The 15041-nt window shown below is 42.8% G+C and carries 21 protein-coding genes; 9 read left to right on the top strand and 12 right to left on the bottom strand.

All coding sequences use genetic code 11. The features are described 5' to 3' along the window. Positions 1 to 25 precede the first annotated feature (25 nt). The gene (locus CJD30_RS07435; RefSeq protein WP_294917956.1) at positions 26 to 754 is read left to right on the top strand and encodes an HD domain-containing phosphohydrolase; all 729 of its coding nucleotides are present in this window, start codon (positions 26 to 28) and stop codon (positions 752 to 754) included. Between the two features lie 52 nt (positions 755 to 806). Here the strand turns inward: CJD30_RS07435 and CJD30_RS07430 are convergent, their stop codons facing one another. Further along, entirely contained in the window at positions 807 to 1922 is a 1116-nt protein-coding gene (locus tag CJD30_RS07430; RefSeq protein ID WP_294917954.1) for an HD domain-containing phosphohydrolase, read from the bottom strand. 95 nt (positions 1923 to 2017) lie between these two features. Next, entirely contained in the window at positions 2018 to 3142 is a 1125-nt protein-coding gene (locus CJD30_RS07425) for a hypothetical protein (protein WP_294917952.1), read from the bottom strand. Positions 3143 to 3271: 129 nt separating this feature from the next. Here CJD30_RS07425 and CJD30_RS07420 point away from each other — a divergent pair, with 129 nt between their 5' ends. Next, entirely contained in the window at positions 3272 to 3571 is a 300-nt protein-coding gene (locus tag CJD30_RS07420; RefSeq protein WP_294917950.1) for a hypothetical protein, read from the top strand. Here the strand turns inward: CJD30_RS07420 and CJD30_RS07415 are convergent. The 3 genes from CJD30_RS07415 to CJD30_RS07405 are packed head-to-tail and all read right to left on the bottom strand — an operon-like array spanning position 3568 to position 4672. Beyond that, the gene (locus CJD30_RS07415) at positions 3568 to 4050 is read right to left on the bottom strand and encodes a hypothetical protein (RefSeq protein WP_294917948.1); all 483 of its coding nucleotides are present in this window, start codon (positions 4048 to 4050) and stop codon (positions 3568 to 3570) included. The genes CJD30_RS07420 and CJD30_RS07415 overlap by 4 nt on opposite strands. Before the next feature lie 9 nt (positions 4051 to 4059). Then, positions 4060 to 4284 (bottom strand): hypothetical protein, encoded by a 225-nt coding sequence (locus tag CJD30_RS07410; RefSeq protein WP_294917946.1) that lies wholly within the window; start codon positions 4282 to 4284, stop codon positions 4060 to 4062. After that, entirely contained in the window at positions 4277 to 4672 is a 396-nt protein-coding gene (locus tag CJD30_RS07405) for a NifB/NifX family molybdenum-iron cluster-binding protein (protein WP_294917945.1), read from the bottom strand. Before CJD30_RS07405 ends, CJD30_RS07410 begins: the two co-directional genes overlap by 8 nt. Before the next feature lie 103 nt (positions 4673 to 4775). On the opposite strand from CJD30_RS07405, the gene CJD30_RS07400 reads away from it, so the two are divergent. The 6 genes from CJD30_RS07400 to CJD30_RS07375 all read left to right on the top strand — a co-directional run bounded on the left by CJD30_RS07400 (position 4776) and on the right by CJD30_RS07375 (position 7668). Continuing rightward, positions 4776 to 5666, top strand: coding sequence for a NifU family protein (locus tag CJD30_RS07400; RefSeq protein WP_294917943.1), 891 nt, complete (start codon positions 4776 to 4778; stop codon positions 5664 to 5666). Between the two features lie 10 nt (positions 5667 to 5676). Then, the gene (locus tag CJD30_RS07395) at positions 5677 to 6123 is read left to right on the top strand and encodes a TOBE domain-containing protein (RefSeq protein ID WP_294917941.1); all 447 of its coding nucleotides are present in this window, start codon (positions 5677 to 5679) and stop codon (positions 6121 to 6123) included. Between the two features lie 10 nt (positions 6124 to 6133). Continuing rightward, complete coding sequence (locus CJD30_RS07390) at positions 6134 to 6508, top strand: 4Fe-4S dicluster domain-containing protein (protein ID WP_294917939.1); 375 nt, start codon at positions 6134 to 6136, stop codon at positions 6506 to 6508. Positions 6509 to 6520: 12 nt separating this feature from the next. Then, a complete protein-coding gene (locus CJD30_RS07385; RefSeq protein WP_294917937.1) occupies positions 6521 to 6898 on the top strand; it encodes a NifB/NifX family molybdenum-iron cluster-binding protein in 378 nt (125 codons plus the stop codon). Between the two features lie 3 nt (positions 6899 to 6901). Continuing rightward, positions 6902 to 7300: a 4Fe-4S dicluster domain-containing protein gene (locus tag CJD30_RS07380; RefSeq protein WP_294917935.1), complete on the top strand. Its 399-nt coding sequence runs from the start codon at positions 6902 to 6904 to the stop codon at positions 7298 to 7300. A gap of 77 nt (positions 7301 to 7377) precedes the next feature. Continuing rightward, the gene (locus tag CJD30_RS07375; protein ID WP_294917933.1) at positions 7378 to 7668 is read left to right on the top strand and encodes a hypothetical protein; all 291 of its coding nucleotides are present in this window, start codon (positions 7378 to 7380) and stop codon (positions 7666 to 7668) included. Between the two features lies 1 nt (position 7669). Here CJD30_RS07375 and CJD30_RS07370 read toward each other — a convergent pair whose 3' ends face one another. Beyond that, positions 7670 to 8551, bottom strand: coding sequence for a DMT family transporter (locus tag CJD30_RS07370; RefSeq protein ID WP_294917931.1), 882 nt, complete (start codon positions 8549 to 8551; stop codon positions 7670 to 7672). 101 nt (positions 8552 to 8652) lie between these two features. On the opposite strand from CJD30_RS07370, the gene CJD30_RS07365 reads away from it, so the two are divergent. Beyond that, entirely contained in the window at positions 8653 to 10848 is a 2196-nt protein-coding gene (locus CJD30_RS07365) for a SulP family inorganic anion transporter (RefSeq protein ID WP_294917929.1), read from the top strand. On the opposite strand, the gene CJD30_RS07360 is transcribed toward CJD30_RS07365, so the two are convergent. The 6 genes from CJD30_RS07360 to CJD30_RS07335 form a co-directional block, all read right to left on the bottom strand. Next, positions 10849 to 11673 (bottom strand): hypothetical protein, encoded by an 825-nt coding sequence (locus tag CJD30_RS07360; RefSeq protein WP_294917927.1) that lies wholly within the window; start codon positions 11671 to 11673, stop codon positions 10849 to 10851. It abuts the gene before it with no gap. An 83-nt stretch (positions 11674 to 11756) separates the two neighbouring features. Then, positions 11757 to 12071 carry a hypothetical protein gene (locus CJD30_RS07355; RefSeq protein WP_294917926.1) on the bottom strand — a complete coding sequence of 105 codons (315 nt, stop codon included), beginning with the start codon at positions 12069 to 12071 and terminating at the stop codon, positions 11757 to 11759. A gap of 3 nt (positions 12072 to 12074) precedes the next feature. Beyond that, positions 12075 to 13259, bottom strand: coding sequence for a NifS family cysteine desulfurase (locus CJD30_RS07350; RefSeq protein ID WP_294917924.1), 1185 nt, complete (start codon positions 13257 to 13259; stop codon positions 12075 to 12077). Positions 13260 to 13324: 65 nt separating this feature from the next. Beyond that, the gene (locus CJD30_RS07345) at positions 13325 to 14281 is read right to left on the bottom strand and encodes a hypothetical protein (protein ID WP_294917922.1); all 957 of its coding nucleotides are present in this window, start codon (positions 14279 to 14281) and stop codon (positions 13325 to 13327) included. A gap of 35 nt (positions 14282 to 14316) precedes the next feature. Beyond that, on the bottom strand, positions 14317 to 14688 hold the full coding sequence (locus CJD30_RS07340) for a DUF86 domain-containing protein (RefSeq protein WP_294917920.1): 372 nt from the start codon (positions 14686 to 14688) through the stop codon (positions 14317 to 14319). Further along, positions 14681 to 14971 (bottom strand): nucleotidyltransferase domain-containing protein, encoded by a 291-nt coding sequence (locus CJD30_RS07335; protein WP_294917918.1) that lies wholly within the window; start codon positions 14969 to 14971, stop codon positions 14681 to 14683. The genes CJD30_RS07340 and CJD30_RS07335 overlap by 8 nt, the downstream gene beginning before the upstream one ends. Positions 14972 to 15041 lie beyond the last annotated feature (70 nt).

The raw sequence follows: 15041 nt of genomic DNA, 5'->3' as shown, positions 1-15041 counted from the left end.
AACGATTTTTTATGAAGGAGGAAACATGGCTACAAAAGAAATTGCAGGGAAAACTCATGATCCAGAAATAGCCCATGTTTTTTTAGAACTCATGGAACAAACAAGTTTTTGGCTTGATCTGCAAGAGCCCTATATAGATCATGCATTAACGGATTTATTGCCTGATATTTCTTTGGATTTAGAATACAGTGATATCTTTGAAATTACAAATATCTTTTCAAAAATTATTGATGCAAAATCCAAATCAACTGCACTCCACACCCATGGAATCATAGAAAAATCTGAGATTATGGGAAATTATTATAAATACTATCAAGAAAAAATTTCTAAAATGAAAATCGCTGCTTCCCTTCATGATCTTGGAAAATTAGCTGTATCAAATGCAATTATCGACAAACCTGGAAAACTAACTGATGAAGAGTATGAACAAATTAAAACTCATCCGTATCTTGCATATTTTATGTTACGCGGGATACTGGGATTTGACGAGGAGATCAAACAATGGATATACACACATCATGAAAAACTCAATGGAAGCGGTTATCCTCTTGGATTGAAAAGTGATGACCTTAGTTTTGAACAACGTTTATTGACATGTATAGATATCTATCAAGCATTACGTGAAAACAGACCTTATAGAGATGGAATGAATCATAATAAAGCGATGAGTATAATGCATGAGATGGCATATAAAAATGAAATTGATCTAAATATTGTTAAAGATATAGATGCTGTTTTTGTCACATTGGTTTGAACTTAATCAAGAGTTGAGAGACGCTTTAAAACCCCATAAAAGCAATCAATGATTAATTTGATTCTTTAGGGCAGTAAGACTTCTTACAAAATAGATTTTTGATAGTTAAGACTTCTGATCGACGAGAAATTAATGCATCAACACAATCAGCATCGAAAAGAGTACCTTTATTGGATGAAAGATAATGAAAAGCTTCTTCAATCGTCCATGCTTGACGGTAGCTTCGGTCCGATGTGAGGGCATCAAAAACATCCGCAACGGCGGCAATTCTGCTTTCATAAGGGATAGCATCTCCCCTTAAACCATAGGGATAACCGCTGCCATCTATTTTTTCATGATGATAGGCAACAATGTTTTTTAGAATAGACGTATGAAAAGCGTCGCCTAATCCAAATTCATGGATCAGTTTGTCGATAATTTCGGTACCTTTCATAACATGTGTTTTCATGATCACCATTTCTGATTCGTCCAATGGACCCGGCTTCAGTAAAACGGTATCCGGAATAGCAATTTTTCCAATATCATGCAGAGGTGCATAAAGGAGAATATAGTTTAAAAATGCATCGCTTAGCTTCCATTTATCGGCCATAGAAAGAGCAATCAAGCGTGCGTAATGGGACATTCTGGCGATATGTTCGCCCGTCTCTTCATCACGGTAATGGGTAACGGTCTGAGAAATCTTGACAGCTGCTTGCAGCATTGTTACAGGTAATAGATCGGCAATAACGAGTGAATGAATCAATTCCGAATAAAGCTCTAAATGCTCTTGCATTGAGGGGGTAAAAAAAGAAGATTCGTCAGCATCGTAAAAAATAAATCCCTGCAGGGTATTGTCCGCTGCAATCATCGGTACGGTAAAACTCGATCGAAAACCTGATTGCAATATCGCTTCAGAATGCGGTGTCGCGTTTGAAGCAAAAATATTTAAATCATCGATAATACGCGTTTCACCAGTTTTTGCAAGTTGTTCTAAACTGGGAACATCGGCAAGTCTTTTCGTGTAATGCGGTAGTATTTTTTGTCCTATAGTAGCATTCACAAAGGTATAGAGTTCATCAGTTTGTTTATCATAAAGAGCAAGCGCTATGCGTCTAAGCTGTGGCCATTCAATACGCAGTTGGTTATGGAGATTTATCACTTGTTGACCTATTTCATGATAATTGATCATTGAACCTTCTCCTCTCGAGATACTTTATAAATTATAAGCGCATAACGGTTAAAAAATTACTTTATATACTATCATTATTCACTCTAACATGGAAGTTAGCTTACTCGGTTCTCATTGTTCCCATTTAAATCGATAGTGTCCTCATCCATCGGCTCGGTAGGCGCATTTGAAGGGAAAACCTCTGTCCAATTTTGAAAGACTTCCATATAATCAATGCTTCCTGATGCTTTCGGATCGATGGTAAATTGAGGAGCATTGAAACTGTTGAGGAGAGTGGTGTTTTCGACCCCTAGTGCAAATGTATCCTCTGTATCCGAAGCATGAATTGTGGTGTGAATCAATCCGATATATCCCTCATGATCGATACCGAAATCAAAATCGAGATGTAGATTCATATTTTCCATAAGGGCCCCGAGTTGTTTAGGATCGCTCAAGAGCATATAGGCTCCGTACGATTCTTTGGCGAGCATTGCTTCGGTATACATTTTTTGGACGATTGCATCGGTGATACTCAAGAGAAACGTTATCGATTGATTTTTATCCAGTGACAGATGGACTTTTTGGACTGTACCGGAGAATTTTTCTTTTGGAGTTAGCGGAATGTAGCTGTATTGTGATCCATTGAGATCGCTAAATGCTTTGAAAACTCCCTCTTTCATCGCTTTATTGATGCTTCGTACTTTTTTCTCATCAAACTGTGCGAGGGATTCTTCTCCCAAAACGGTGCTAAGGAGGGAGTCGTTTAAATTAAACCGAATCAATTTCCCCTCATCCGATTCTTTCATCGGAAAGATCGTATTGAGAAATGTTTTACCCATATAGAGGGTTTTGGAAGAGTATTCGAACAAAAAGGGAAGTTTTACGGAGACTTCCACATTGTCGCGATTGTAGTGAAAATCGTAGGTTGATTCGGATTTGACGGCTTGAGAATAATCGACCGCTCCATCAATCGCGAGTGAAAAACCTCGGATCACATCAATCCCCTTTTGCAAATAGATCGAATCGCGTACTGCATAGGGATTGGTGTCGTTTATATCGGATTTTGGGAGTGTCAGTTTCGTGATCCGGGTTGTCGAGGTGTAGTTGTATCCGTTTGAGTCAAAACTTTTTTTCAGAGCATGTTTTAGCGATGCCTCCGGTTTTGGAACAACTGTAGTGCACCCTCCCAAAAAGAGAGTAAAAAATATCAGACTCAAAGAGAGGGGATGTTTTAAAAACATAAAAAAACTCCTAATAATACGCTTTGCTTTGAATTATATCACTATCGGTACGAAAAGAGACCTTGTCTTTTCGTTTTAAACGAAGGGTTTGTATAATAGAGATAATTATTTAAACCCGATATAAAGCCTATGAAACATAAAATACGTCAAATTGCCCAAAATCCTGCTACGAAAAAAGCCTTAGTATCGTTAAAACCCGAAAAATCGCTATGGGGTTTTTTCGGTGTGATCCTTTTTTTCATTGTTCCCGAGATCATCGCTTTTATTTGGGGTGCCCAGATTACGGCGTATGCCAAAGAGACTCTATTGCATGCCTCATCATCATTGGAGAAATCCTATTGCGATTTGTTGGTGATGCTGTTTGAAGATGGAGGGAGTTGGTTCAATCTCGTTTTGGGAACAGCCTTGCTGATCTGGCTGTTCTTTTAATTCAACGATTGAAGTGCTTCGTTGATTTGATGGAGTGCCAATGATTTGGCATTTTCTATCTCTTTGTTGTCCCACCAGTATTCGATGATTGCATGCTCGATCTGTTCTAACTGATCCATCGTTAAATTTGCAAACACTTCATATGAGCTGATCTCTTCGGGGGTTAGTCCTTTTGCCACAGCCACTTTGGCAGCGGTTTCAACAATACTCTCTTCGAGCGGTTTTGGATTCATCTCCAGACGGGCTTGATCTATCCATGCGCGGATCTCCTCTTCTAGGTAATCATGTCCCCACACTTGATAGCAAAGAATGCGGTTGGGGCTGTAGAGCATTTTTTCATCTTCGCTCAATACATCGCTCGTTTTGACGACACCGTCATAGAGATAGACTTCGAGCCGTTCATTTTCGCGTAATGTGCATGCCCGTTCAAATGCCGATTTTGCCTGTTTTAAAATATCGTTTCGGATGTTTTCATTCATGAGTTGCTCCTAAGATGCTTTGGTTGTGTTGTGGTAGTCCCAGAGCCGTTTATAATGGCTGTCGAGCTCACTGAGGGTTGAATCCAGCGTAATGAGTTCGTTACTCCGATTGAAACGTGTCGCATTGGTCTCATACCAATATGCCATTTCAGTTTTCAACGCATTACGCTTGGCTACGGTTTCAAGGATCAATCTGCGAATCTCTTCCATTTCGCCGGTGATGATTTCACGCATGGGAACATCCGCATTCGCATTCGCCGGAACTGGTTCCGGGATCGAGATAGGCAGACGCGTTGTCGGGAGTTACCTGAATCAAATTACCCTCTAGTGCTATGGTGATCGCTTGCTCTAGAGGCATAGGCTCTTTTCCCAGCCAATAGACGCGCATCCCCTCACGTACCATGACATAAAAGGGGCCATCGCCCAAATAGCCATAAAGTGCTGAGGTTGCTCCAAGCTGTACAAGAAAATTTGCTGTTTTGATACCGTTCCCGCATCCTTCGTTGGAGACGATTTTCGGTATTTTGGTATGCGGATCGATCAGTGCAAAAAACGGTGCATTACCGAAGAGTTTTGTACTCATCGAATCGTGTGTCCCTTTTTCGATCGGAATAGCAATCATTATTGCTCCTTTATGCAGACAAAGTATCCTCTGAATGCATTTTCCATTCTTACCCTTAGAACGCTCTTTGCACTCTTTTGAAATAAATTGAAAGCGAATACCCATGGATGAATTACGAACGCATTATCACTATTTCAGTAATGAAGAGGGAGACGGCTATGAGATATACAGCTGCGATATCCCTGAAGTAAAGGGGTTCGGAGAAACTTATGATGAAGCTATGGCCGATTTGCGAAACAATTTAAAACGGTATCAGGAGAAGAAGATGGAAGCACAATCATTGATGGAGACGGCGATTCTCGCTTACGATGCAAAAGATTATCCAAAAGCCAAAGCTATTTGGGAGAGGCTGAGTAGTACCGATACCGATGCGATGGTCAATCTGGGGACGATGTACGTCAAAGGTTTCGGTGTAGCGAAAAACATAGAAACGGCATTTGCGCTATTTAACCGTGCTGCTGAACAAGGGCATGAAGTAGCATCGTTCTATCTGGGCGGGATGTATGAAAACGCTATTGGGGTCAATGCTTCCAAATCAGAATCGATCCGCTATTACACTGTTGCCGCTGAGGCGAATATGCCAACCGCTCAGCTCAAATTGGGAATTTTACTCCGAAACGATGATGTGTATGAATCGATGAAATGGATGATCCGTGCTGCGCATGCAGGAGAGTCCCAAGCGCATTCGCTTTTGACCTATGTGAGCAATCAATCGACGGCGAACGACATAAATGTCGCATTTCGAATGATGGATGAATCATCTCAACGTGCCAAGATCGAATCGATCATTACTGAAAATCTCGCACCTATTCTTGCCAGTGACGGCGGAGGGGTAGAATTGGTGCACTATATCGGTGGTGATACCCCTGAGATTTGGCTTCGTTATTTGGGTGCATGTTCGGGATGTCATTTGGGACCCACCTCGACGGCTGGGATGATTTTAGAGCAATTTGAGAGTGTTATAGATAAAAAAATTGTGATTTATCTCTGGTAAGGAGTCTTTCATGAATACGTTTAGTGCAAAAGTCGAAGCGATCAAAAGCGATGAGTTTTTCAGCTGTATTACCGTTCGGGCAAATAATATGGATTTAAAACTTCTCAAGACTAAATCGCCTAAATGGCTTCGTGTAGGCGATGAGGTCGAATGCAGTATCCAAGAAGCGGCCATTGCGATTTGTACCGGAACCAAAGAGGGGAGTGTTTCGATCGAAAATCACATCAGCGGAGAATTGCAACATTTTCGTAAGGGTAGTGTGCTGAGTGAAGTGAGTGTTGAAACCCCTTGCGGGAAACTCAACTCGCTGATTACGACCGATGCATTCGAGCGGATGGAGCTGTGCGAGGGATGCAATGTGACGTTGTTGCTCAGAGCGGTCGATATCAAGCTTACCCCGCTTTTGGATACTGCCTCGTACGAAAAATGCACAGAGAGATTATACAAAGCCACGTAAGGAGTAAAAAATGGCTGTAATGATTACGGATTTATGTATTAACTGTGATGCTTGTATCGAAGTGTGTCCTGTAGGTGCTATCGTGAGCGAAGGGGATTCACCGCGCGGAGATTGGGAATATACCTATGTCAAACCGGAAAAATGTATTGAGTGTGTGGGTCATGCAGAGACTCCGGCCTGTGCTGCAGAATGTCCAACAGAGGGGTGTATTGTTTGGGATATGCCGTATACGGCAGAGTTCAATGACTATTATGTCAACAGTTCAGAATATGTTATCGGAGAATCGAAAAAACGGGGTGTATTGACTCCGGAAGTAGCTCCGCAGACGTTTCGTGAAGATATCTCGATTGCGGCACGTGAAGCACGCGAAGCAATAGTTGTCTAAAAGGATTGTATCGTGCTTATCGCATTCGCATCAAGTGATGGCTCTCATATCAATCAGCATTTCGGCTGGTCCAAGAGTTTTGAGTTATATCGAATCACGGCCGAGTGTGCTGAATATATCAAAACATTAGACAGTTCAGCAGATGATATCGCCGATGAGCATGAGAAACTTGCCTACAAGATCGATACGATCAAAGAAGCGGACATACTGTACTGTTCACAAATCGGACCGACCGCTTCAAAAATGGTCTTGGCATCTAAAATACATCCGATGCGTTCGGGAGACAATGATCGAATCGATGAAACGGTCACAAAGCTCCAAGAACTATTATTGGGCAATCCGCCGCCGTGGCTGTTGCGTATTGTTCACACTTCCAAAGATAAGGAGTAACTCATGGCTGTTATTATCAACGATACTTGTATTACGTGTGATGCGTGTTTGCAGCAATGCCCTGTCAATGCTATTGTAGATGATTTCGCAAATCCGATCGGGAAAAAACAATATTACGTTCAACCAGAAAAATGTGTTGAGTGTGTCGGCATTTACGATGATCCTCAGTGTGCTGCGATTTGTCCGAGTATCGGATGTATTACGTGGGATATGCCTTTCATAGCATCTTTTGATGAACATTTTCGTAACGAAACCATCTACAAACTCGGTGTTAGCAAAGAGGGAACACTTAAATCACCGATATACAAAGAAAAAAGCTATCGGGAAGATATCGCCCTTTGTGATCGAGGGGTAGGCAAACTGGTTCAAGAAGAGCCTGATGCATTGCAAGAAGTAGGGTGAGAAACTGTTTGTATAGGTATGATTAACAAAATACGATAAAATACATCATAACTATACTGCTCAAAGGCAAAAGCACAATGCAAGTAATCAAGTATGCTTTTATTTTTGCTATTGTTTTTTTAGTGTTTAAAGCACTTTTTTTTGATGATTATATCGCTCAACATTACACTAAGAATATAGAGAATAACATCTCAGGAGAGAACAATATCTCATCTCCTGCGCCGGTACAACCTGAACCAAAAACAGAACCAATACGGCAGGAGAATAATATTAGTGTTTCTGAATCTCAACAACAAGAGACTTCCGAAGATAAGAAAATGCCTTTGGAACGTTTAGGTGACACGATCAGCAAATATATAAAGCTCTAATTTATTTGGTTCGTGAGAGTAAGATTCCGCTGAGAATAATCATCACTCCACCTCCGATTACCATCGGTGTCGGAAGTACATCTCCGAGTAAAATCCCAAAAAGTGTCGCAAATAAAACAACCGAATAACTGATGGTACTCACGATGCCGGCTTTGGCATAGAAATATGCGCGGGTCATATAGATCTGTCCGTATGCGGCAGCAACACCCATGAGAACAATCCATACCCAATCGGTTCCCGCCGGGATAACAAACGGGCTCAAGGCAAATGCGAAAATATCTGATGTAACATAGTTGGCAACAACCATCAAGATCGCAGGGATAATTACTCCAGATAGCATAAATGATAGGACGACTGTGCGTTCATCGTAATAGGCTTTGAGGCTTCGGACACTCGTATAGGCAAGTGCGGAGAGAAAACCGCACAGTATCCCCATGACATGCAGATACCCCATCTCCATACCACTGAGCATAGCAACCCCGATAAATCCTATCAAAACCGCAATCATAGCGTTCGATTTGAGTTTTTCTCCCAATACGAAAAAGGCGAGAATAGCGGTGAAAATAGGTTCTGTTTTGGCATATACAATAGCATTTGAAAGGGAGGTAGCCCCAACCGTATAGAAAAATGCGAGCAAAGCGATGGTTCCGATAACGCCTCGAAAAACAAGCGTTAGCGGTTTACCTCCGGTATTTTGGATAGGTTTTTTGAGGATAAACACTCCGATGAGTATCAATCCGATCGCATTGCGCCAAAAAGTGACCTCAACCGAGCCCATAGAAGCTGAAAGCAGTTTGGCAAATACCATAGTAAGGGCAAATAAAAACGAAGCGAAAAGCATATAAAGTATGCCGCGACGGGTATTGGCAGAGGATGAAATCATGGCGTGATTGTATCATGTAAAACACAATCGTGTGCAACACAAACCTATTTTGGATACAATAAACATACTAACAGTTTCAAAGATGTATTGGATTATAGTGAATGTTTAAAACAGACAATCTTTCAGGAGATTTTTGGGGTGGAACGGCAGCAATGCTGGTGGCACTCCCGGCAGCTATCGCATTTGGAGTCACCATCTATGCCAATATCGGTGGGCACTACGGTGCGTATGGGGCAATTGCGGGTATTCTGGGGGTTGCGGCGATGGGAGTCGTCGCTTCTCTTATGGGCGGAACCGATCGGCTTATTTCAGCACCGAGTGCTCCTGCAGCAGCAGTATTGTCTGCGTTCGCCATGCACTATATTGCTCAGGATATCGGTGCGGATTTAGTCTTTTCCATGTTGATGATCGTCGCATTGTTGGCGGGCGTTTTTCAGGTCCTCTTTGGGGTCATCGGATTGGGAAGACTGATCAAATACATGCCTTTTCCCGTGGTCAGTGGGTATCTTAGCGGAGTAGGTCTCTATATCATCGCCGCCCAATCGCCGATTTTTCTAGGACTTCCGCAAGGGACCCATTTTTGGGACGCATTTGAACTCGTATCCGGATGGAAATGGGAGAGTATTGTGGTCGGAGCTATCACGATCATCACCATGATCTATGCCAATAAAATCATGCGCTCAATCCCTGCCGTTATCACCGCATTGATCGTTGGGATGATAGCTTATGGTGCTTTGGGGTTGGTAGATCCGCTTTTGTTTCATGCCAACAACCCTTTTGTCATCGGAGAACTCGGAGGAACGGGCGGGATCAATTTTATCGACTCGTTTATCGGACGGTTCAAAACGATTATTTATCTCAATATCGATGATATCACTTTGTTGCTTTTTCCGGCATTGACGTTGGCGGCATTGCTCTCGATCGATACGTTGAAAACCTGTGTTATCCTCGATTCTATGACCCATTCGTTTCATAACTCAAATCGTGAATTGATTGCCCAAGGATCGGGGAATGTGGTTTCGGCTTTGATCGGCGGTATGCCGGGTTCCGGGACGATGGGAGCGACAATGGTCAATATCTCCAGCGGTGCTAAAACCCGACTTTCGGGATTGATCGAGGGGATCATGGCGGTAGTCGCCTTTGTCGTTTTAGCCGGTTTTATCGCATGGATTCCGGTTGCTTCGCTTGCGGGTATTTTGATCGTTATCGGGTTTCGGATGATTGATAAACACAGCGTAAAACTGCTCCGTTCACGACAAACGATGTTGGACTTTTTTATTATTGTCTCGGTAGCGATCACCGCACTCTCGGTTAGTTTGATCGCGGCTGCGGGAGTAGGGCTTGTGCTTGCGGTAGTGTTATATATCATTCAGCAAATCGGAGCATCCGTTGTCTATCGTTATCAAGACGGAACCGAAGCACGCAGCAAAATAGTTCGCGGCAAAGAAGAGGAGATGCTGTTATGCGACAAAGGGGAAATCTTCTCGGTCTACGAGCTTCACGGAAGCCTTTTTTTCGGTACGGCCAATCAGCTCTATACGATGCTTCAAGAAGATCTGCAACACAAAAAATACATCATCATGGATATGAAACGGGTTCAGAACGTCGATCTCACGGCAGCGCATATATTGTTACAGATCAAAGACATACTCCATGAACGTGACGGATATCTTCTGCTTTGTCGGCTTCCGCATAAACTCCCGACAGGGGACGATATGGAGAGTTATTTCAATCATGTCGGATTGCTTAAACACTTGAGCCCGATCAAAGTCTTCGATGATTTGGACGATGCGATTGAATGGGCAGAAAACAAAATCATCAAAGAGGGGATGGTTGTAACAAATAGCGAAGAGATTTTGGATCTGAGTGAGTTTGATCTTTTCGAAGGTCGAAAAGAACAAACCATCGAGGAACTACGCACTCTGGTAGAGGTAAAAAGCTATAAAAAAGGGGAGACCATCTACTCAGAAGGGGAAGGAAACGGAGAGATTTTCCTGATCCGACGAGGATCGGTGCGGGTTATGCTCCCGTATGCAGGACGTAAAAGCGTCCATCTCAATACCATCGGAAGAAACAATTTTTTCGGTGAGTTCTCCTTTTTGGAGGGGGCGCCTCATTATACCGATACGGTTGCTGCGAGTGATACGGAGTTATACAGTATCAGCCGTGATGCGTTTGAACAGTTTTCACTTCATCATAAAAAAACGGCGCTCCATTTTATGCAGAGTCTCGCGGCCGTCTTGGCAGAACGTTTACGTCTTACCCGTTCGGAATTGGGAGAGGAATACGACGTCTAATTACAGAGGAGCGGATAGTGAATCATGAGCACGCTGGATGATAGTGCTCATACTCTCATGCTCGAGCTGAACGGCAGTACCGATCCGTACATTTGTAGCAACACTACATAGCTTTTGGCTGCATTTCATTGCATTTTCCGATGAATCGACGAGATAGGCGAGTAAAAATATATTTTTTTCCCAACGAACAAGCATATCACTTTGGCGGATATGATTTTTGATCGTGGAGACAAAATCATGCAAAGAGGCATTGTTATCAACATTGGTCGGTTGAATCATAGTAATACCGATCGCTTTTTCGTTGAAGAGGGCGGCATTTTGGAAACTTTTTGCCGTATGGACGAAATAGTCTTTATTAAATGCGCCGCTCTCTTTGTCGATACTGACATCGTTTTCGATCATGATCCGTTTGATCAGATCTTGAGAAATGTCAACAAACGAGACAATGCTATACCCCTCTGCAGGTGTTTCGGCCGTAACCGAAAACGCAAACGGTTCCGCACGATAGTTGATCATGCTCACGATACGCTCACTCTCAGGGAGTTCCATCAACGAAGAGGTCCACTGATCGAGATCGGAGGCTTTTCCGGCATGAAAATAGGCATCGTGTGGAACAAAACGGTTAGGGAGTGAGCCGAACTCACGTAAAAACATTTTGACATTGGGCATTCCTGTAAACTCTTGAAACGCTTTGTTAAAAAGGATCGGAGCATGATCGTACATCAAAACGATCAAATTCGACTGGGCATCGATCGCGGCTTGAAAGAGTTTATGACAAATATCGTTTTCGTCGGAGATAAAAGATTGATTGTTTGATACAGACATCAGCACTCATTCAATAAATTTAATTAGATAATAATAACATAGGTGAAACAAAAAATAGCGTTCAATAGCTATTTTTGATTTGATTATGTGAGTAAATAGAGCTGTCCGTAACAGTCGCAGAACCGTTTACACCCGCATGCTTGGAAGATATTTTTCCCCGTACTGAGGGCATAACTGCCGAAATTGGTTTTGAGAACCTCCCCTTGTATTCGTGTGACGGTGAGCCGTTTGATGAGACGGGTATCGAGAGGATCGAGGCGGTGAAATTTTTCGCGTGTGGTATGTACCCACAAAACTTCGAAGGGGACGGATGCGGATAATACCTTTTGCGTGTCCCATTCGATCAGGGCACCCAGTGATTTGAGCTCTTGGTCGCTGATATTGCGATAGCGTCTCATCGATCAGTTCACCTCGTTGGTGTAGGCATAAGTCGAGGAGATTGCGCGGAGGCGTTCGACCGCTTTGGTAAATACGTCGATGGTGTAGTCGATCTCTTCGCTCGTGGTAAAACGGCTTAGGCTCAGACGAATCGCGGTGTGGGCGAGTTCAGGGTCTTCACCGATAGCACTCATGACGGGATTGGCTTCGAGTGACTCAGAGGCGCACGCGCTCCCTGTGGAGGCGGCGATCCCTGCGCGGTTGAGATCCCACAGCATCGCTTCGCCTTCGATACCGCGAATAGAGATGAGAATCGTGTTCGGAGTACGGCTGTTTCTATCTCCGACGATGATCGTCTCAGGGATAAGAGCGAGGGCGTCTTCGAGACGGTCACGGAGCGCTCTTACGTCACTGTTCATCTTTTCGATGTGTCCGACTGATTGTTTCATCGCCAGACCCATTCCGATGATGTAAGCGACATTCAGCGTTCCCGCACGTTTGCCCCCCATTTGCTCGCCGCCGTGCAATAGATTCGGAAGATCAGAACCTTTTTTGACATACAACCCACCGATCCCTTTTGGACCGTGAAATTTGTGCGCCGAAAATGTCAGATAATCGACGGGGGTTTTGGTGAGATCGATCGCGACTTTGCCGATCGCCTGCACCGCATCGGTGTGGAATAAAATCTCTTTTTCTCTGGCGATAGCGGCGACCTCTTCGATCGGGAAGATCATCCCCGTTTCGTTGTTCGCCCACATCATCGAGATGAGGATCGTTTTGTCGGTGATGGCAGAGGCCATACGCTCCGCACTGACGTAGCCGTTTTCATCCACATCGACGAACGTGATCTCCGCGCCGTTCTCTTCGAGGAAGTGGAGGGTCTCTAAGACGGAAGGGTGCTCGACAGCAGTGGTGATAATGTGGTTTTTGGACGGGTCACGGAGGATATGTTTGAAATAGACCCCTTTGAGGACGGTGTTGTTGCTTTCGGTCGCACACGAGGTGATGAGGATGTCATCGGGATCGGGAGCGTTCAGCGCATCGTACATGTACCCCATCGCTTCATTCAGGTAGGGTCGTACTTCCATACCGTATTGGTGAAGAGAGTTCGGATTGCCGTAGAGCTCTTCGAAAAAGGGCTGCATTTTTACTTTTACGATTGGATCGAGTTTGGTAGTGGCGTTGTTATCGAGATAAACACGTTTCATATGGTAGTCCTCATTATTGTTCGGATAGTATGAGGAGAGAATGCAAGATTTGTTCGAGTATACAATTAAAGAAAATTACGTTTTCCACCTCTTTTAATTAGTTCATCTTCATATTGCTTTGTCGTGTCTGCTATCCAAGAGTCAAAAGCTTCTATATTCACGACATCAAACCATCTAATAGTATGTCCATAATGATCTCGAAAAAACAGTCTTGTCGAATCAATCTGTTCTATTTTTTCTCCAGAAGAATCAAGTTTCCATAATTTTGCTTCTGTTACAACAACTGGATGGAAAAGAGATGCAAATGATGAATGACGGTCTATAGATAATTCAAACCATGATTCTTGATTTTCTGTTTGTCTCGCTACTGAAGCTTCTACTTCAAGATCGCTCAAAAAAACTTGGAACCTTTTATCAACAAATGATTCAATTGAAGACCATAAAGATTGACAAGCTTTCCAGAGTACGGAATTGTCTAATTCTTTTTCACTCCCAATATTTGTTTCTCGAAAACTACCAGATAAATATTTTACTTTGCTTGGACGTATAAGAAGAGGCCAAAGTTTCATTTTGCCATCTGGATAGCCTGCAGCATAAAGTTCATCAATTATTGCATGAAAATCATTTTGATTAATTCCCTCATTTGCAAGTATATGTGTAATTTTTTCCTTCTGATTATGGATTCTATAGCCTACCCAGTCGCAATAATCTGATTGGAAAAAAGGTAATGTATCAGCGTCTAAACTATCAAAAACTAAATGATAGCCAGCCATTGTTTTGACCTCAGCTAAGATATTAATAGCAACTTTTATTGTTTCCTTTGGATTATCATTTGAGGTATATTCCCAATTTTGTGTTGCGCAAACATCTAATTCTCGATATTTGGAGTGAGTTAAGTCTTGATAATAAATACCTTGCATCGCTTTCCAGTTATTAGCAGTGCACGATTGACAAATAGTAGATTCCATTTTTGCTGTTACAACAGCGGTACTCTTCAATAGTTTGTTGTGTAACTCATTCATTTAGCAACCTAATAATTAACTGGAAAAAGGACAGGTTACTTAATATCGCTAAGTATCTGTTCGATAGTCTTTTTTAATGTTTGAATATCATTTTTGCATACATCAAATACCGCTTCGGCATTAAGATCGAAATAGTGATGGCTGATAATGTCGCGCATCCCCTTGACCGATTTCCAATCAACTGCAGGATAGTTCGGTAGCAGTTTTTTATCGGTGATTTTATCGACATTTTTGAGGCTCTCGCCGATAGCGATCAACTGCATACAGATCGCATCAAGTTTTTCATGACCCGCTTCATCTTCTAAAAAATCATCGGGAGATCGGATAGGCTCGAAGCGTTTGAGGATGCGCTCAGTAGCGCCGTGAATCTGAGTGAGGGTTTCGATCAGCAGAGCCTTTTCAGGCATAGATCGCTTCTTTTTGGATTCGTTCTTTTAAAAACGTATTCATGCTTTCACGGTAGCTGATAAGGTCGACATGGGTGTGCATAAGCTCTTCGAGGTCGAGACGGATGCGGGAAAGTCTGAAAAGATTGGGTTGTTTGGTTTCGATCACGACATCAACATCGCTTTGCTCCGTTGCTTGATCGCGTGCAACAGAGCCGAATACACCAATTCGGACGATCCCGAACTCATCGGCATGATGTTGCTTGTACGATTCTAATACTTTAAGTACGTCTTGTCGTTTCATGCAATGATTATAACCTATCTGTAGGATGTATTTCAATGATACTTTTATTTTCTGTGGGTTTGAAGCGTAT

It is taken from the genome of Sulfuricurvum sp. PD_MW2 (assembly GCF_002633015.1).
Classification (GTDB): Bacteria; Campylobacterota; Campylobacteria; order Campylobacterales; family Sulfurimonadaceae; genus Sulfuricurvum.
This window is presented reverse-complemented; position numbering and strand designations above follow the sequence as displayed.